Here is a 17,196-nt window from a genome sequence, read left to right as displayed (position 1 = left end):
AGCGCGCGCGTGGAGCGACGCCGCAACAGACTTTACACGTTGTTACCCGGCCGCACCGGACGCGCATCGGGCCATTCCTTATACTCACGCCCAGTTCGCCTCCGTCCCGGAATCCGTCGGCGAACACGTTGCCGATTCAGGAAACCCCATGATGCGCCTGCCTTCCAAGAAGACCGTCCTGTTTGCGTCGCTCGTCGCCGTCGCGGCGCTTCCGCTGACCGCGTGCGTCGCGCCCGGCTACGGTCCGTACGGCGCGCAGCCCGGCTACCCGCAGCAGCAGCAATATGCGACGCCCGGCTATGCGCAACCCGCTTACACGCAACCGGGCTACGTGCAGCCCGCGTATCCGAACCAGCCGTACGACTCGCAGCAGCAGTACGGGTCGCAGCCGTACGGCAATCAGTACGGGAATCAGTATGGGAACCAGTATGGCGGCCAGTACCAGAACGGCTACGGCACCCAGTACGGGACCGTTGCGAACATCCGTCCGATCAACAGCGCGGTCGGCCCGTCCGGCGTCGCGGGCACCGTGGTCGGCGCACTGATCGGCGGCGTGCTCGGCAATCAGATCGGCCGCGGTCACGGCCGCGATGCGGCCACCGTGATCGGCGCGCTCGGCGGCGCCGTTGCGGGCAATCAGATCGGTCAGCAGATGGGCGCGCAGCAGGCGCCGAGCGGCTATCGGATCGACGTGCAGGTCAGCGACGGTTCGATGCGCTCGTTCGACGTACAGTCGCCGGGCGACCTGCGCCCCGGCGATCGCGTACAGATCAACGGCAGCCAGCTGTCGCGCTACTGATGTCCGGTTCGCGCGCGACCGGTTTGCCGATCGGTTGCGCGCGCAACGACGATTCTTCACGGACGTGCCGCAACCCGACACGGTCGCTTGCGCGCTTCGTGGGCACCGGTCGCCGTCGAGGCGAGCGACATGCAGCACGCAACACGCATAAGCAGCCTTTCACATCGGCATCGTTCACGCCACGCATCGCCGAACCATGGCGCGCGCCTCGCCGCCGCACGAACCGCCCTCCCGCATCCTCTCCTCCGCCAGGCCGCATCGAACTGGCGCAACGTCTCAGCATGCGCGTGCGTTTTCGCTTAGCATCGACGTTCGCTGCCGCCTATCGGGCAGCGCCTCCCGACATTCGAAGCGCTTGCGCGCATACCGATCGATGATCACGATCCGCCTGCTCGACGCCGCCGACGCGGCCCCGTTCCAGTCGCTGCGCATTGCCGCGATCCGCACGTCGCCGACGTCCTTCCTGCCGACCGAAGACGAAGTCGCGGCCGTGCCGGTCGAAACCTTCGCGGCGCAGATCACGCCGACGCACACGCAAGCCGTGTTCGGCGCGTTCGACGGCGATACGCTGGTCGGCAGCACGGGCGTGCGACGCGACACGCACGCGAAAGTCGCGCACAAGGCGACGATCTGGGGCGTGTATGTCGACGCCGCGTATCGCGGCCGCGGCATCGCGCAGTCGCTGCTCGAACACGCGATCAGGCATGCCGAACACGTGTGGCAGTGCGCGCAGCTAATGCTGTGCGTGAATGAATTCAACGCGACCGCGGAACGGCTCTATGCGTCGCTCGGTTTCGAGCGGTTCGGCACCGAGCCGCGCTCGCTGTGCGTCGACGGTCGCTTCTACGACGAGCACCACATGGTGAAGCGCATCGCATGATCGGCGCAGCGGCGCGCAGCGCGAGACCGCTCGCCGCTTCTTGCTGCCACGATCAACGCGAATCGGTGATCGTCGTGTTGACCGTCTGTCCCGCAATCACGACGTTGCGCAGCGTCATCCCGCTCACGTTGAACGCATAGATCGGGCCCGGCGACGTGACGGTCGGCGTGCCCGACGCGACCGGCGTGCCGAAATCGCAGTTGCTGATCGTTACGCCGGCGATCGGCTGCACGGTCGGCGCGGGCGACGCGCCGTTGTAGTCGAATGCGACCGGCCCCTGCGCGACGATCGCCTGAAAGCACGATGCGGTCACGCCGTTCAGCGTCACGTTGCGCGCGGTCACGTCGGCGATCGTCACGTTCTGCACGACCGGCGCCCGCGTGCGCACGGCGTCGTTCGCCGGTTGATAGTCGCAATCGAACGTGACGATCCCGCCTTGCGCGGCCGACGGATTGCCGGCGGCCGGCGTCACGACGCCGAGCGGCACGCTCGCGTTGATCGGGCTGCCCGCGAGCAGCGCGCTGCCGTAGCCGCCGCCCTTCAGCGTGACGCCGTTCGGCAGCGACACGCCCTTCACGTGAAAGTCTTTCACGTAGCCGCCGCGATTCATGTTCGTCTTCACGCGAATCGCGATGTTCAGCGGATTGGTCTGCCAGTTCGCGTTCAGCATCGACAGATTCGTCGCGTAGATCTGCTCGACGCCGCCGCCCATTTCGCTGCCGAGCGTGATCCCGCCGTGGCCGCTGTTCATCGTGCAGTTGCGCACCAGATGCCGCTTCGCCGGCCCGTACTCGGTGTCGCGGTTCTTGCCGGACTTGATCGCGATGCAGTCGTCTCCGGTGTTGAACGTGCAGTCCTCGCAGAGCACGTCGGTGCATGCGTCCGGATCGAAGCCGTCGTTGTTCGGGCCGAGGCTGTTGGTCGTCACGCCGCGGATCACGACGTTGCGGCACGCGGTCGGATGGTGCTGCCAGAACGGCGTGTTCTGCGTCTGGTAGTTCTCCATCAGCACGTTCGTGCAGCCGATGAATTCGACCATGCACGGCCGCAGATAATGACCGAGCCCGAAGATGCGCTTGTCGACCGGCACGCCGGCTTCCGAGAGCGCGGGCAGATAGTTCTGGTCCTGCTGCCACGGCGTGACGGGCGACGTCAGCATCGCGTACAGCGCATCGGGGATGCCGGGCGCGACGATGCGCAGATCGACGTTGTTCGGATTCGCATACGCCTGGCTCGGCACCGACGCCGCCGCGCCATACGCGCCCGAGGAGCCCTTGTACGTCCACCAGCACACGCTGCCGTTGCCGCTGCCGGCAAACGGCGTCATCGCCTGCCCGTTCAGCACCGACGTCGGCCCTTCGCCGGTCAGCGCGATGTTCACCGCGTTGCGCGCGTACACGGGCGCGCCGTAGTTCAGGCAGTCGTTAGCCTGCCAGCGGCTGTAGTACAGCCGGCCGTTCGCGCCGCAGTCGACGGGGCCGTCCTTCGCGTAGTCGGCCGGGTTCGGGCTGAAATAGATCGTGCAGTTCGCGCTCAGATGGAAGTTCACGTTGCTCTGCAGCACGATCGGGCCCGCGCAATACCAGTTGCCGGGCGGCACGACGACGCGGCCGCCGCCTTCGCGCACGCACGCGTCGATCGCGGCGAGAAACGCCGGACGCGAGTCGAACGCGCCGGGCGCCGTCGTCCGGTCGGCACCGGGGCTCACCGGCGATTTCGCGGCGTTCGTGTACGGCGACGTTTGCGGGACCGTCGTGCACGGACGCGCGCCGTAATGCGTGACGTCGAAGTCGCGCGCGCGGAACGCAAGCCGCGACACGTGCGCGAGCGACGCGGCGATCCGCGCGGCCGCGCCGTGCTCGCCCCAGATCAGGTCGACCGCGGACGACGCGGGCAGGTTGCCCGCCCAGGCGCGCGTGGCCGCGAGCGGGCCGCCGAGCACCGTGCCCCCGGCCAATGCACCGGTCCAGCCGAGGAAGGCGCGGCGCGACAGGCGCTTCGGCGAGCGCGAACGAACGGACGAAGACGGACGGTGGCGGGCAGCGGCCATGGACACTCCTTCAAATCGATAGAGGGCGGGCGCCGCGCCGGGCGGCACGCCGATTATTCATATGTCGTCGTACTACTTGGAGCAGTCTAGTCGCGAATCGCGCGTTCGATGTATTTGTCGTTTACCCTGCTTGTACTGGGGCTTCTGTCTGACGTGCGCGCCCACTCACCTCGGCGACTTCCGCTGCGCCGACATACGTTGTCGTATGTTTATGCGCACAAACCATCGCCTGCCGCGCGTGGCGCTTCGTGTCCGCCCCCGTGATTCCGCCCCTGTTCAGCGGCCCGCCGCGCGCGCTATCGTGTCTGCTCCTTCACAACCAGGAGCCGCACTTGTCTTCCCGCCACGGAGTCGACCTCACCCGGGCCCGCGCGCTGTTCGACCGCGAGCGCCGCGCGTTCACCGAAGCCATGCCGATTTCCCGCGCGCTGTCCGCGGAAGCGGCGGAGCATCTGCTTTTCGGCGTGCCGTTGCACTGGATGCAGGATTGGTCGACGCCGTTTTCGCTGTACGTGAAGGAGGCGCGCGGCGCGACGTTTACCGACGTCGACGGGCACCGCTACGTCGACTTCTGTCTCGGCGATACGGGCGCGATGTTCGGCCATGCGCCCGAGCCGGTCGCACGCGCGCTCGCCGAGCAGGCGACGCGCGGCTACACGACGATGCTGCCGAGCGAGGACGCCGCGTGGGTGTCGCGCGAGCTCGCGCGCCGCTTCCGCCTGCCGTTCTGGCAGTTCGCGCTGAGCGCGAGCGATGCGAACCGCTTCGTGCTGCGCTGGGCGCGCGCCGCGACGGGCCGCAACACGATCGTCGTGTTCAACGGCTGCTATCACGGCACCGTCGACGACGTCTTCGTCGATCTCGTCGACGGCCGCCCGGTGCAGCGCGACAGCCTGCTCGGGCAATCGTACGACCTGCTCGCGAACACGCGTGTCGTCGAATTCAACGATCTGGACGCGCTCGAAGCGGCGCTGAAGCACGACGACGTCGCGTGTGTGATCGCGGAACCCGCGATGACGAACATCGGGATGGTGCTGCCCGAGCCCGGCTTCTGGCGCGAGGCGCGCGCGCTCACGCGCCGCCATGGCACGCTGCTCGTGATCGACGAAACGCACACGATCAGCAGCGGCCCCGGCGGCTACGCGGTCGCGCACGATCTCGAGCCGGACGTGCTCGTGGTCGGCAAGCCGATCGCGGGCGGCGTGCCGTGCGCGGTGTACGGATTCAGCGCCGAATTCGCCGAACGCGCGAAGCAGGCGAAGCTGAACGCGCCGCCCGGCCATTCGGGCATAGGCACGACGCTGACGGCGAACATGCTCGCGATGCACGCGATGCGCGCGACGCTCGCCGAGGTCGCGACCGACGCCGCGTATGCGCACATGTTCGAACTCGCAGCGCGCCTCGCGGCAGGGCTCGAGCAGACGATCGCGAAACACGCGCTGCCGTGGTGCGTGACACGCATCGGCGCGCGCACCGAGTTTCAGTTCGCACCGACACCGCCGCGCAACGGCACGCTCGCCGGCGCGCAGCTCGACAGCGAGCTCGAGCACATCGTGCATCTCTACCTGTTGAACCGCGGCGTGCTGATCACGCCGTTCCACAACATGATGCTCGTGTGCCCGCAGACGACGGCCGACGACGTCGACCGGCTCGTCGCCGAGTTCGACGCGTGCCTGAGCGAGCTGACCTGAGCGCTTGAACCGCGCGGCGACACGCGCGGCCGGTCCGTCGCCGGTCGCTGGTCGCCGGATCGCGCGACCGCCGGACAGCCGGACCGCCGCGCGCCCACCGCTCGCGCGCTCAGCGGCAACTGAAGCTCGCCGCCGAATTCAGATCGCCCGAGCCGTTATAGCGAGCAACCTGCGGATACGGACACAGCGGCCGCGTACGCCCCGTGCCCCACGACGCGGGCACCTCCGCATTCGGCACCGGATTCGCCGCATCGCGCGCGGCCGCGACGATCGCACCGGGCGCCTGCCCCTGCTCGACCCACGCGACGAGCGGCGTCAGCATGTCGAACTGGTCGGTCGCCGGCCCGCCCGAGCAATGGTTCATCGCCGGCACCGGATAGAAGCGCGCGAAATCCGACGCATCGCCGCCGTTCGCCTGCGCGAGGCGCGCATACCAGTCGCGCGTGTCGTTGAACGAGAACACCGGATCGCCGGTGCCGTGATACACGAGCAGCTTCGCACCGCGCTGCTTCAGCGCGCCGAGGTTCGTTTCGTCGGGCGGCGTCATGAACGACCACGCCGATTGCGTGTACGCGCCGCTCGTCGCGAAAATCGCCGGCGCATCGTTGTCCATGTCGAAGCCGAGCGCGAAACCGGCCAGGTTGGCGAGCGTCGACGCGGGCTTCGGCGGCGTCATGAACGTGAACGCCATCGCGGCCGGATCGAGCGCGATCGAGTTCGACTGCTTCCACGCGGCCCAGCCGCTGCCGGCCACGCCCGGATCGTACGGAAAGCTCGCGTAGAGCGCGGCGCCCGCGCTGTTGCGCGCACCGGCGAACACGTTCGCGAGCGCGGTCTTTTGTGCCGGTGTCAGACACGCACCGGTGCGCGTGCCGTTCGCGCAGTCCGGTATGTCGGCGTCGAGGCTGAAGTGCGCCTGGCATGCGGCGACGTCCTGCACGATCCCGTCGGCCGCGCCGTCGAGCGCGTCGCATTTGGCGAGAATCGCCGCGCCGACGAAGCGGCGCTCCGCATCGTTGAATCCGCTGCGGATGTCCGGCAGCCCGTTCGCGCCCGTCGCCGACGCGATCTTCGCGAACTGCTGCGCGCCGTACATCTCGCCGATCGCCGCCTTCGGCAGATGGAAGCCGGGATCGCCGGCGATGATCCCGTCGTAGTCGGCTGCGTTGCGCACGGCCGTGACCATCGCGTGACGGCCGCCGTTCGAACAGCCGCCGAAATAGCTGCGGTCCGGCGCCTTCCCGTATGCGATGCGGATCACCTGCTTCGCCATCGGCGTCAGCGCATCGACGGCGCCGTAGCCGTAATCGATGCGCGCCTGCGGATCGACGCCGAACAGCGGATTCTGCGCGGCGCTGTGCCCGGAATCCGAGCTGATCACCGCGAAGCCCATCGCAAGCGCATCGGTCAGCGGGCCGCCGCCGCCGATTTCGCCGGTCGCGGTCACGACGTTGCCGTCGAGTCCGCCGTTCGCCTGATAGAAGAAACGGCCGTTCCAGGCCTTCGGCAGGCGCATCTCGAAGCCGATCGCATAGGTGTTGCCGTCGACCGCGCTCACGCGCTCGTTCATCTTGCCGGCGATCACGCAATGCTCGGGAACCGGCCTGCCGGCGACGGTCAGCGCGCCGGCCGCGGCGGTCGTCACGGACGTGAACGACGTGTTCGCGTACGCGAGCTTCGCGGCGAGCGCGTCGCAGGTCTGCGTCATCGCGGCCGGCGTCGCGGCGCTCAGATGCGTCGGTGCGGACGTCACCGAATCGTCGCCGCCGCACGCGGCGAGCAGTGCGGCCGACAGCGGCGCCGCGCACAGCAGTTTGCGGTTCATCATGGTGTCCTCGCGCGCTCGTCGAATCAGAACAGATGCTTGACGCCGACCATCGCGCCGAGCTGCCCCATCCCTTCGCCCGGTGTCGTGCCGGGGCCGCCGCCGCTGACCGCGTAGCGCGCATGCGCGCTGTTCCACAGATACGACGTCTGCGCATAGACGGACGTGCGCTTCGTCAGCAGATACGTCGTGCGCAGCGTCGCCATCGTCGCGCGCGTGTCGTGCGCGCTGTTGACGATCCGGTAGCCTTCGCCGTCGACGATCAGATAAGGCTTCACCGTGTACGACGCACCGACGAAGAACAGATCGGAATGTGCACCGGCCGCGGCCGGCGAACCGGTCGACACGCGGCGCCCGATCCAGCCCGCGCCGACGCGTGCGCCGCCGGCTTGCGCATACGCGCTCAGATGCACGCGCGCGTCCTTGCCCGCGCTGCTCGTGAAGGCGACCGGCGCAACGCCGTCGAAGAAGTTCGCGGCCGCACCGGTCCCGCCGCGCTGCTCTTCGTACGAGGCCGCCGCACCGAAATACGCGCTGTCGTACTTCAGCATCGCCGACCAGTTCCGGCATTCGACCGCATGGCCCGGCACCTGTCCCGCGCAGGTGCCCTGCCCCGGCGAATTGCCGGTGCCCGCGCCGTCGCGGCCGAACGAATACGCGGCCCCGAGCGTCACGCCGCGATAGGTGCCGATGTAGGTGACCGCGTTGTCGGCGCGGCCGTTCGGCACATACGCGTCGAGCGAGCCGAGGCCGTAGATGTCGGGGCCGATGATGTCGGCACCTTGCAGCGCGAGATACGTCATCGTGTACTGGCGGCCGAACGCGAGCGTGCCGAAGCCGCCCTTCAGGCCGACGAACGCCTGCCGGCCGAACAACCGACCGCCCTGCCCGAGATCGCCGCCGCGCACGTTGAAGCCGCTTTCGAGCACGAACACCGCCTGATAGCCGCCGCCGAGATCCTCGTTGCCGCGAATGCCCCAGCGCGACGGCATCTCGCCCGTCACCGCGGGCATCCGCACGACGTGATCGCCGGCCGCGTTCGCGTGCGTGACGAATTCGACGCCCGTGTCGACGATTCCGTACAGCGTCACGCTCGATTGCGCATGCGCGCCGGTCGCGGCGAGCGCGCATGCGCCGGCCGCCAGCAAGGCTTTGGTGTGCTTCATGATGAGTGTCTCCAGACCTGCGTCGATGTCGCGCTCTGACGGCGCGTCGGGTTGAAAGAAGGAACTCAGTCCTGCGCGTGCGGCCGGCGGATCAGCAGCAGCGCGGCGATCGCGGCGACGAGCGTGACGGGGATGCTCGCGCCGATCACGACCGACGCGCTGCGGCCCATCGCGAGCAGTTCGGCGGCGGCGAGCGGCCCGACGACCGAGCCGAGCCGCCCGACGGCCACCGCGGAGCCCACGCCGGTGCCGCGCATCGCGGTCGGGTAGTAGATCGCGGCGAGCGCATACAGCACCGACTGGCCGCCGACGACGAACATCCCGGCCGCGAACGCGGCGACGGACAGCCACATGAGCCCCGGCGCGATCGCGAGCGCGGCAAGCGACAGCACGATCCCCGCATACATGCCGCCGACGACGCGCGCGGGCCGCATCCGGTCCATCGACATGCCGATGCCGAGCACGCCGAGGCCGCTGCCGATGTTGAAGAAGATCTGCACGATGCCGGCCTGCCCGCGCGCGAGCCCTTTCGCGGCCATCAGCGACGGCAGCCAGTTCAGCAGGAAATACAGCACGATCAGCGTGCAGAAGTAGCTGATCCACAGCGCGAGCGTCGAGCCGGTGCGGCCGCCGCCGAACAGCGTGTCGCGCACGCCCGCGCGCGCGGCGCCGGACGCGCTGACGTCGAGAAACGCGCGCGACTCGGGCAGCAGCGCGATCAACAGCGGCGCAAGCAGCAGCGGCCCGACGCCGCCGACGTAGAAGATGTGACGCCATTCGGTGTCGCCCGCGAGCAGCACGCCGATCAGCGACGCGATCACGCCGCCGAACGGAATCCCGCAGTACATGATGGCGACCGCGCTGCTGCGCGAGCGCGCGCCGACGGCCTCCGACGACAGCGCGATGAGGTTCGGCATCGCGCCGCCGAGCCCGAGCCCCGTGAGCGCACGCACGGCGACGAGCATCGCGAAGCTCGATACCTGCGCGGTCGCGATCGACAGCAGCCCGAACAGGCATACCGACGCAATCAACACCTGTTTGCGGCCGATCCGGTCCGCGAGCCAGCCGCCGAGCATCGCGCCCGGCAGCAGCCCGAACGTGCCCGCGCTGAATGCAACGCCCATCTGCGAAACGGTCAGCCCGAATTCATGCGCCATGCGCGGCGCGGCGACGCCGACCGACTGCAAGTCGAGCCCCTCGAGCAGCGCGATCGCGAAACACAGACCGAGCGTCGTCGCGACGGCCGGCCTCTCGGCAACGGAAGTGTCCATGTCGTCTCCAAACCTGGACCCGCACGCGATGCGACCGCACCTGCGCGAGGGCTTTGTCGTAACCGGATCACGATCGGCTTTATCAGGCTGCCTGATTCTATGTCCGAAATAAAATCCGCGCGGCGTGCTGACGTGCGGACCGTCGTTCCATCGAAGGACGCGACGATTTAATAACAGGTAACCTGATATTTCAAGTGCGAAACGGGCCGGTGTTAACCCGCAACGCGCGCGGAAACCGGCCGAGCGGGCCGTGAGGAAGCCGACGAAACGGTCGCGCTTAGTCGCGCAGATTGCGCACGAACAGCTCGAGCGTGCGCTGGACCTGCGCGACGTCGTCGGCGGTCAGGTCGTCGCCGAGCATGCGGCGCTCGAGCGGGCGCAGCACCTGTTCGCATTCGCGCAGGATCGCCGAGCCTTCGTCGGTCAGGCGCAGCAGGATCACGCGGCCGTGGCTCGGGTCGGCCTCGCGCGTGACGAAGCCGCGCGCGGCCATCGCGCTCATCACTTCGTTCGCCGATTGCGGCGTGATGAACGAGCGGACCGCGAGCTGCGCGTTCGATAGCGCACCGCGCGCCTCGAGCACCGACAGCGCCGTGTACTGCGCGAGCGTCACGCCGAGCGGCGCGAGCGCGTCGCTCATCTGACGCCGCAGCAGGCGGTCGAGATTGCCGATCAGGTAGGTCAGCCGCTGCTGCGTGCGCACGCGCGGCCGGGCTTCGGTGACGCGGGCGGCGCGTTTCGCGCCGGCCGGTTTGACGGGAGTCGAACTCATGAACGTGTCGGAATCGATATCGCGGGCCATCTTACCTCACGCGCTGCGCGTGCCGACAGCGGTCGTGCCGGACGTTGCGTCGCCGCGCGTCCGGCACCGGCATGCCGTGCGCGACACTGTATACAGCGCGCGGTCGATCAGCGGCATTCATTCGTGGTTTACCCGTGAAATCGCGCGATTCCACTTGATTTCGTCTCGTCGATGTATACAGTTTTATCAAGCAACCTGATAACCCATCGTGCCGCGATCGCTCGCGGCGCGCACGTTTTCCGCCACCGATGACGACCGTCGACACGCCCGCTTCCGACACGCGCCCTGCCGCGTCCCCGTCCCAGACCGTCCGCGCGCTGCTCGGGCTGCGCGAGCTCATCGTCGGCGGCGAACTCGGCCCCGGCGAGCGCATCTCCGAGCTGTGGGTCGTCGAGCGGCTCGGCGTGTCGCGCACGCCGGTGCGCGCGGCACTGATCCGGCTGCAGGAAGAAGGGCTGATCGAGCCGATCGCGACCGGCGGCTTTGCGGTGCGCGCGTTTTCCGCGCGCGAGATCGGCGACGCGATCGAGCTGCGCGGCACGCTCGAAGGGCTCGCCGCGCGTTTCGCGGCCGAGCGCGGCGTGCCGGCGTCGACGTTGCGCAGCCTGCATGCGTGTGCGGACGAAATCGACGGACTGCTGGCCGGCCCGCTGACCGACGAAACCTTCTCGCGCTACGTCGACGCCAACGCGCGCTTTCACCGCCTGCTCGCCGGCGCGGCGGGCAGCGACGTCGTCGCGCGGCAGATCGACAAGGTCGCGACGCTGCCGTTCGCGTCGGCGAGCGCGTTCGTCGTCGTGCAGTCGCTCGATCCGCGTGCACGCGAAACGCTCGTCGTTGCGCAGGCGCAGCATCGCGCCGTGCTCGATGCGATCGCGCGCCGCCAGGGCGCGCGGGCCGAAGCGCTGATGCGCGAGCACGCGCAGATCGCGCACGACAACCTGCGGCGCGTGCTCGACAACCAGCGGGCGATGACGAAGCTCGCGGGCGGCAACCTGATCCGTCGCGACGCCGGCTGAGCGGCGCGCGGCATTTTCTCGTGCGGCGCGCGACGCGCCGCTTTTCCGAAGACGAACATGGCGTGCAAGCACGCCCTGGAGGAGACGCATGTTCCTGAAAAACGCCTGGTATGTCGCGTGTACGCCCGACGAATTCGCGAGCAAGCCGCTCGGCCGGCAGATCTGCGGCGAGCGCATGGTGTTCTTTCGCGATGGGCAGGGCACGGTCGCCGCGCTCGAGGATTTCTGCCCGCATCGCGGCGCGCCGCTGTCGCTCGGCACCGTGCGCGACGGTCATCTCGTCTGCGGCTATCACGGGCTGACGATGGGCGCGGACGGCAAGTGCACGAGCATGCCGTGCCAGCGCGTCGGCGGCATTCCGGCGATCCGCCGCTATCCGGCCGTCGAGCGCTACGGCTTCGTGTGGGTGTGGCCGGGCGATCCGGCCCGCGCCGATCCGGCGACGATCCACCCGCTGCACTGGGCCGACGATCCGGGCTGGGCATACGGCGGCGGCCTTTATCACATCGACTGCGACTACCGGCTGATGATCGACAACCTGATGGACCTCACGCACGAGACCTACGTGCATGCGTCGAGCATCGGCCAGCCGGAGATCGAGGAAGCGCCGCCGACGACGAAGGTCGACGGCGACACGGTGACGACGAGCCGCTTCATGGAAGGCATCGTGCCACCGCCGTTCTGGGCCGCCGCGTTGCGCGGCAACGGGCTCGCCGACGACGTGCGCTGCGATCGCTGGCAGATCTGCCACTTCACGCCGCCGAGCCACGTGATGATCGAGGTGGGCGTCGCGCATGCGGGCAAAGGCGGCTATCACGCCGACCCGCGCGACAAGGTGTCAAGCATCGTCGTCGACTTCATCACGCCCGAGACCGAGACGTCGATCTGGTACTTCTGGGGGATGGCACGCAGCTTCGCGGTCGACGATCGCGCGTTGACCGAGACGATCCGCAAGGGCCAGGGCGCGATCTTTGCCGAGGATCTGGACATGCTCGAGGCGCAGCAGCGCAACCTGCTGCGCTGGCCGGACCGGCCGCTGCTGAAGCTGAACATCGATGCGGGCGGCGTGCAGTCGCGCCGCGTGCTCGACCGCCTCATCGAACAGGAGCGCGCTGCCGCGCTGTCGTGCTGACCCTCGCGCCGCGTCCGCGCGCACGCGCGACGCGGCGCCCTCATTGACCGTTGCCATGAAAGTCACGCTTCTCCGCAAGCTTCCCGTCGCGACCGACATCTGCATGTTCGAACTCGGGCCGGCCGACGGCGCCGCGTTGCCGCCGTTCACGGCCGGCGCGCATATCGACGTCCATCTCGGCGGACTCGTTCGCCAGTATTCGCTGTGCAACAGCCCGTCGGAGGCGGGCGTCTACCGGCTCGGCGTGCTGCGCGAGCGCGAATCGCGCGGCGGCTCCGTCGCGATGCACGCGTGCGAGCCCGGCACGACGCTCGAGATCGGCGAGCCGCGCAATCACTTCCCGCTCGATCCACATGCCGCGCACAGCGTGCTGCTCGCGGGCGGCATCGGCATCACGCCGCTGCTCAGCATGGCGCTGCATCTGGCCGAGACCGGGCGGTCGTTCGAACTGCATTACTGCGCGCGCGAACCGGCGCGCGCGGCGTTCGTCGACCGGCTCGATACGCCGCCGCTGAACGCGCGCACGCGGCTGTGGTTCGACGATGCGCCTGCCGGGCAGCGCATCGATTTCGCGCAGGTACTCGGCAAGCCCGATGCGCATACGCATCTGTACGTGTGCGGGCCGGCCGGGTTCATCGCGGCGGTGCTCGGCGCGGCTGCGCAGGCCGGGTGGGATCCGGCGAACGTGCATCGGGAGTACTTTGGCGCTGCCGGCGTAGGCGCGGCCGGCTTAGGTGCGGCCGGCTTAGGCGCGGCCGGCTTAGGCGCGGCCGGCGTAGGCGCGGCCGGCGAAAGCGAAACGTCGGCAGCAGCAACGGCCGATGGCCCGTTCCAGGTATCGCTCGCGCAATCGGGCCGCGTCGTCGACGTGCCGGCCGGTATGACGATCGTCGAAGCGCTGCGCAGCTGCGGGATCGAGGTGCCCGTGTCGTGCGAACAAGGCGTCTGCGGCACGTGCCTCACGCGCGTGCTGTCCGGCACGCCCGATCATCGCGACGTCTACCTGACCGACGACGAACGGGCGGCGAACGATCAGATGCTGCCGTGCTGTTCGCGCGCGCGCACGCCGATGCTCGTGCTCGATCTGTGAGACGGCCGCGCGGCGCGAGCCGCGCAGGCCGACGTGCGGCCGCTACGTTTCGCGGCAAACGCCGCGCGCCGACACCGCGCGGTGCACGCGTTGCGACATGCAACGCAGCGCTCGCCGCGCAACGGCATCCGCGCGTGCGGCTTCAGCCGTGTCGCGCAATGCGCTCGATGTCGGCAAAGATCAGCCCCGCTTCCGCATCGTCGCGCGCATCGGCCGCATACATGGCCTCGACCAGCGCCGCACGATGCGCGAGCACCGCGCGCTGATTGATCGACCCCTTGTCGGTGACTTCGCCGAGATCGAGCGACGGCGGTTCGTCGAGAATCCGCAGCCGCGTGATGAGCGTCGCGCTGCCGGTCGCGTCGCGGTTCAGCCGCGCGAGCAACTCGACGAAGAACGCGCGCACGGCCGGCGCGCGCAGCACCGCCTGCACGTCGGCATCGGGTGCGGCACCCGCGAGACGGCGGCAATCGTCGATGCGCGGAAAGATCATCACGCCCACATCGTCGCGGTTCATCCCCGTCACGACCGCGTCCTGCACGTACGGCGCGCCGTTCGAAATGATGCGCGCGCGCATCGGCCCGACGCTGACGAACGTACCCGACGACAGCTTGAAATCCTCCGCGATGCGGCCGTCGAACATCAGCCCGATCTCGGGCCGCTGCGGATCGACGAAGCGCACTGCGTCCCCGCTGCGGTAATAGCCCTCGTCGTCGAACACGTCGCGCGCGTCCGCATCGATCGCGCGCCAGTAGCCGGCCATCACGTTCGGCCCGCGAAAGCGCGCCTCGAGCTTGCCGTCGACGGGCACGAGCTTCGCGTCGCAGCCCGGCGCCGGCAGGCCGATGTAACCGGCCGCCGAGAACGGTCCGGTCGTGAACATGCATGACGGCGCGGCCTCGGTCATCCCGAGCCCCGCCATGATCCGGATACGCTCGCCACAGTGCGCGAGCGTCACGCGCTCGAGGCGATCCCACGCGGCCTGCGACAGCCCCGCGCCGGCGAAGAAATAGAGCTTCACGCGCGAAAAGAACGTGCGGCGCAGCGCGGCGTCCGTTTCGAGCGCGGCGGTCAGTTCTTCCCAGCCCTTCGGCACGTTGAAATAGACGGTTGGCGCGATCTCGCGCAGGTTGCGCAGCGTCTCGTCGAACTTGCCCGCAACGGGCTTGCCGTCGTCGATGTAGAGCGTGCCGCCGTTGTAGAGCGCGATCCCGACGTTGTGGCTGCCGCCGAACGTGTGATTCCACGGCAGCCAGTCGACCAGCACCGGCGGCTCGATGCCGAACTGCGGAAACGTTTCGAGGAGCATCTGCTGGTTGCTGCACAGCATCCGGTGCGTGGTCGGCACCGCCTTGGGCAGCCGCGTCGAACCCGACGTGAACAGGAACTTCGCGATCCGGTCGCCCGTCACCGCGTCGTGCGCCGCATCGACGTCGCGCGGCACCGTATCGAGCAGCGACGCGAAGCGCGTCGCGCCCGGCATGCCGTCGCGCGCCGACACGATCACGCGTTCGACGTCGGCCGGCACCGCTGCATCGAGCGCCGCGCGGTAGGCGTCGCCGTCGGACGCGAAGACGAGCCCCGGCGTCAGCAGTGCGAGCGCGTGACGCAGCTTGCCGTAGTCGCTCGACACGAGCGAATACGCGGGCGACAGCGGCGCATACGGAATGCCGGCCCACATCGCGCCGAACGCGATCTGCAGATGTTCGAGATCGTTGCCGGACAGGATTGCGATCGGCCGCTCGACCGACAGGCCGCGATCGAGCAGCGCCTGACCGATCGCGCGCGCGCGTTCGAGCATCTGCGCATACGTGATGCCGATCCACGCGCCGTCCGCGCCGCGCCTCGCGACGAGCCAGCGGTCCGGATGCGCCTGCGCGCCGCTGACGAGCCGGTCGGTGAGCCGGCGCGGATACGCGCCGAGCGGCGTGGCCGCGCGCAGATACCAGCAGCCGTCGCGCTGCACGATCTCCGGCGGCGCCGTGCCGATCGCAACCGGCCGGTAGCCGGCGGGAACGGTCTGCGCGGCCGCGTCGCCGCGCGATTGGGTCGGGTCCGCTTCCAAGTCTTGTCTCCGTGCGGTTCCGGCGCGCGTGCGCCTGTGCTCGGCCGGAACGTCGTTGTATCGTGATCGCGGCTGCGACGCGCGCAGCCCGTGCCGATCGTCAGATCGGGTAATGCCGCGGCGCGGTCTGCACGGTGATCCAGCGCAGATCCGTGAATTCGGCGATCGACGCCTTGCTGCCGAAGCGTCCGTAGCCGCTCGCCTTCACGCCGCCGAACGGCATCTGCGCCTCGTCGTGCACGGTCGGCCCGTTGATGTGGCAGATGCCCGATTCGATCCGCTTCGCAAGCTGCATCGCGCGCGCGATGTCGCGGCTGAACACGGCCGCCGACAGCCCGTATTCGCTGTCGTTCGCGGCCGCGAGCGCGGCCTCGTCGTCGTCGACGCGCTGCACGGTCACGACCGGCCCGAACGATTCGTCCGCGTAGAGCTTCATCTCGCGCGTGACGCCGTCGACGATCGTCGGCTGCATCACCGCGCCGTCCACCTTGCAGCCGAGCGGCAACGCGGCGCCGTGCGCGCGCGCGTCGTCGACGAGCGCCGCGATCCGCTGCGCCGCCGCTTCGCTTTCGAGCGTGCCGAGCACGACGCCCGGCGCGGCCGGGTTGCCGGCCTTTAGCGTGCGCGCCTTCGCGACGAGCTTGTCGACGAACGCATCGGCGACCTTGCGATCGACGATCACGCGCTCGGTCGACATGCAGATCTGCCCCTGGTTGAAGAACGCGCCGAACGCGACCGCGTCGACGGCCGCATCGAGATCGGCGTCGTCGAGCACGAGCACCGGCGCCTTGCCGCCGAGTTCGAGCAGCGCGGGTTTCAGATGCTGCGCGGCGAGCGTCGCGACGATGCGGCCGACGCGCGTCGAGCCCGTGAAGTTGACGCGCCGCACGGCCGGATTCGCGATCAGCCGCTCGACGATCGCCGGGGCGTCGTGCGGCGCGTGCGTGATCACGTTGACGACACCGTCGCCGAGCCCCGCGTCGTGCAGCACGCTGCCGATCAGCCGGTGTACGCCGGGGCAGCCTTCGGACGCCTTCAGCACGACCGTGTTGCCGCAGGCGAGCGGCATCGCAAGCGCGCGCGTCGCGAGGATCACGGGCGCATTCCACGGCGCGATGCCGAGCACGACGCCGCACGGCTGGCGCACGGCCATCGCGAGGCTGCCCGGCACGTCGGACGGAATCACGGCGCCTTCGATCTGCGTGGTCATCGCGGCGGCCTCGCGCAGCATGTTCGCCGCGAGCATCACGTTGAAGCCGTACCAGTTCGCCATCGCGCCCGTTTCCGCGCGGCCGATCTCGATGAACTCGCCGGCGCGCGCGTCCATCGCGTCGGCCGCCGCGAGCAGCCGGCGGCGACGTTCGGTCGGCGCGAGCGCCGCCCATCCGGGAAACGCGCGCGCGGCG

At 69.3% G+C, this 17,196-nt stretch carries 13 protein-coding genes; 6 read left to right on the top strand and 7 right to left on the bottom strand.

Going from position 1 to position 17,196, the window contains the following annotated elements; genetic code table 11:
• Positions 1 to 148 precede the first annotated feature (148 nt).
• Together HMPREF3115_RS06650 and HMPREF3115_RS06645 are read left to right on the top strand one after the other, a co-directional pair.
• Positions 149 to 799, top strand: coding sequence for an outer membrane lipoprotein (locus HMPREF3115_RS06650; protein WP_006397478.1), 651 nt, complete (start codon positions 149 to 151; stop codon positions 797 to 799).
• 373 nt (positions 800 to 1,172) lie between these two features.
• On the top strand, positions 1,173 to 1,679 hold the full coding sequence (locus tag HMPREF3115_RS06645) for a GNAT family N-acetyltransferase (protein WP_070553817.1): 507 nt from the start codon (positions 1,173 to 1,175) through the stop codon (positions 1,677 to 1,679).
• 52 nt (positions 1,680 to 1,731) lie between these two features.
• Here HMPREF3115_RS06645 and HMPREF3115_RS06640 read toward each other — a convergent pair whose 3' ends face one another.
• Positions 1,732 to 3,729 (bottom strand): glycoside hydrolase family 28 protein, encoded by a 1,998-nt coding sequence (locus HMPREF3115_RS06640; RefSeq protein ID WP_070553815.1) that lies wholly within the window; start codon positions 3,727 to 3,729, stop codon positions 1,732 to 1,734.
• Positions 3,730 to 4,061: 332 nt separating this feature from the next.
• On the opposite strand from HMPREF3115_RS06640, the gene HMPREF3115_RS06635 reads away from it, so the two are divergent.
• Complete coding sequence (locus HMPREF3115_RS06635; protein ID WP_053298104.1) at positions 4,062 to 5,420, top strand: aspartate aminotransferase family protein; 1,359 nt, start codon at positions 4,062 to 4,064, stop codon at positions 5,418 to 5,420.
• Between the two features lie 109 nt (positions 5,421 to 5,529).
• On the opposite strand, the gene HMPREF3115_RS06630 is transcribed toward HMPREF3115_RS06635, so the two are convergent.
• The 4 genes from HMPREF3115_RS06630 to HMPREF3115_RS06615 form a co-directional block, all read right to left on the bottom strand.
• The gene (locus tag HMPREF3115_RS06630) at positions 5,530 to 7,245 is read right to left on the bottom strand and encodes a tannase/feruloyl esterase family alpha/beta hydrolase (RefSeq protein ID WP_198405903.1); all 1,716 of its coding nucleotides are present in this window, start codon (positions 7,243 to 7,245) and stop codon (positions 5,530 to 5,532) included.
• A 26-nt stretch (positions 7,246 to 7,271) separates the two neighbouring features.
• Entirely contained in the window at positions 7,272 to 8,411 is a 1,140-nt protein-coding gene (locus HMPREF3115_RS06625) for a porin (protein WP_006397484.1), read from the bottom strand.
• Between the two features lie 65 nt (positions 8,412 to 8,476).
• Positions 8,477 to 9,682: a 3-(3-hydroxy-phenyl)propionate transporter MhpT gene (gene mhpT, locus HMPREF3115_RS06620; RefSeq protein ID WP_070553814.1), complete on the bottom strand. Its 1,206-nt coding sequence runs from the start codon at positions 9,680 to 9,682 to the stop codon at positions 8,477 to 8,479.
• A 277-nt stretch (positions 9,683 to 9,959) separates the two neighbouring features.
• A complete protein-coding gene (locus tag HMPREF3115_RS06615; protein WP_035489176.1) occupies positions 9,960 to 10,454 on the bottom strand; it encodes a MarR family winged helix-turn-helix transcriptional regulator in 495 nt (164 codons plus the stop codon).
• Positions 10,455 to 10,732: 278 nt separating this feature from the next.
• On the opposite strand from HMPREF3115_RS06615, the gene HMPREF3115_RS06610 reads away from it, so the two are divergent.
• The 3 genes from HMPREF3115_RS06610 to HMPREF3115_RS06600 all read left to right on the top strand — a co-directional run bounded on the left by HMPREF3115_RS06610 (position 10,733) and on the right by HMPREF3115_RS06600 (position 13,725).
• Positions 10,733 to 11,503 (top strand): GntR family transcriptional regulator, encoded by a 771-nt coding sequence (locus HMPREF3115_RS06610; RefSeq protein ID WP_006407830.1) that lies wholly within the window; start codon positions 10,733 to 10,735, stop codon positions 11,501 to 11,503.
• 88 nt (positions 11,504 to 11,591) lie between these two features.
• Entirely contained in the window at positions 11,592 to 12,635 is a 1,044-nt protein-coding gene (locus HMPREF3115_RS06605; RefSeq protein ID WP_070553812.1) for an aromatic ring-hydroxylating dioxygenase subunit alpha, read from the top strand.
• Between the two features lie 55 nt (positions 12,636 to 12,690).
• Positions 12,691 to 13,725 carry a PDR/VanB family oxidoreductase gene (locus tag HMPREF3115_RS06600; protein ID WP_070553810.1) on the top strand — a complete coding sequence of 345 codons (1,035 nt, stop codon included), beginning with the start codon at positions 12,691 to 12,693 and terminating at the stop codon, positions 13,723 to 13,725.
• Between the two features lie 142 nt (positions 13,726 to 13,867).
• Here HMPREF3115_RS06600 and HMPREF3115_RS06595 read toward each other — a convergent pair whose 3' ends face one another.
• Both HMPREF3115_RS06595 and HMPREF3115_RS06590 read right to left on the bottom strand, forming a co-directional pair.
• Positions 13,868 to 15,790, bottom strand: coding sequence for a feruloyl-CoA synthase (locus HMPREF3115_RS06595; RefSeq protein WP_070553808.1), 1,923 nt, complete (start codon positions 15,788 to 15,790; stop codon positions 13,868 to 13,870).
• A 100-nt stretch (positions 15,791 to 15,890) separates the two neighbouring features.
• Positions 15,891 to 17,196: aldehyde dehydrogenase (locus HMPREF3115_RS06590; RefSeq protein WP_083302158.1), on the bottom strand; the 1,306-nt coding region annotated here is incomplete at its 5' end.

This window comes from Burkholderia sp. HMSC10F09 (assembly GCF_001806955.1).
GTDB lineage: Bacteria > Pseudomonadota > Gammaproteobacteria > Burkholderiales > Burkholderiaceae > Burkholderia > Burkholderia multivorans.
The sequence above is the reverse complement of the archived record's forward strand: the minus strand, read 5'-3'. Positions and strand labels throughout refer to the sequence as shown.

Bases quoted from the DNA above. Each gene is read 5' to 3' on its own strand.
- HMPREF3115_RS06650 (WP_006397478.1), top strand. From the start codon at position 149: ATGATGCGCCTGCCTTCCAAGAAGACCGTCCTGTTTGCGTCGCTCGTC.
- HMPREF3115_RS06645 (WP_070553817.1), top strand. From the start codon at position 1,173: ATGATCACGATCCGCCTGCTCGACGCCGCCGACGCGGCCCCGTTCCAG.
- HMPREF3115_RS06640 (WP_070553815.1), bottom strand. From the start codon at position 3,729: ATGGCCGCTGCCCGCCACCGTCCGTCTTCGTCCGTTCGTTCGCGCTCG.
- HMPREF3115_RS06630 (WP_198405903.1), bottom strand. From the start codon at position 7,245: ATGAACCGCAAACTGCTGTGCGCGGCGCCGCTGTCGGCCGCACTGCTC.
- HMPREF3115_RS06625 (WP_006397484.1), bottom strand. From the start codon at position 8,411: ATGAAGCACACCAAAGCCTTGCTGGCGGCCGGCGCATGCGCGCTCGCC.
- mhpT (WP_070553814.1), bottom strand. From the start codon at position 9,682: ATGGACACTTCCGTTGCCGAGAGGCCGGCCGTCGCGACGACGCTCGGT.
- HMPREF3115_RS06615 (WP_035489176.1), bottom strand. From the start codon at position 10,454: ATGAGTTCGACTCCCGTCAAACCGGCCGGCGCGAAACGCGCCGCCCGC.
- HMPREF3115_RS06610 (WP_006407830.1), top strand. From the start codon at position 10,733: ATGACGACCGTCGACACGCCCGCTTCCGACACGCGCCCTGCCGCGTCC.
- HMPREF3115_RS06605 (WP_070553812.1), top strand. From the start codon at position 11,592: ATGTTCCTGAAAAACGCCTGGTATGTCGCGTGTACGCCCGACGAATTC.
- HMPREF3115_RS06600 (WP_070553810.1), top strand. From the start codon at position 12,691: ATGAAAGTCACGCTTCTCCGCAAGCTTCCCGTCGCGACCGACATCTGC.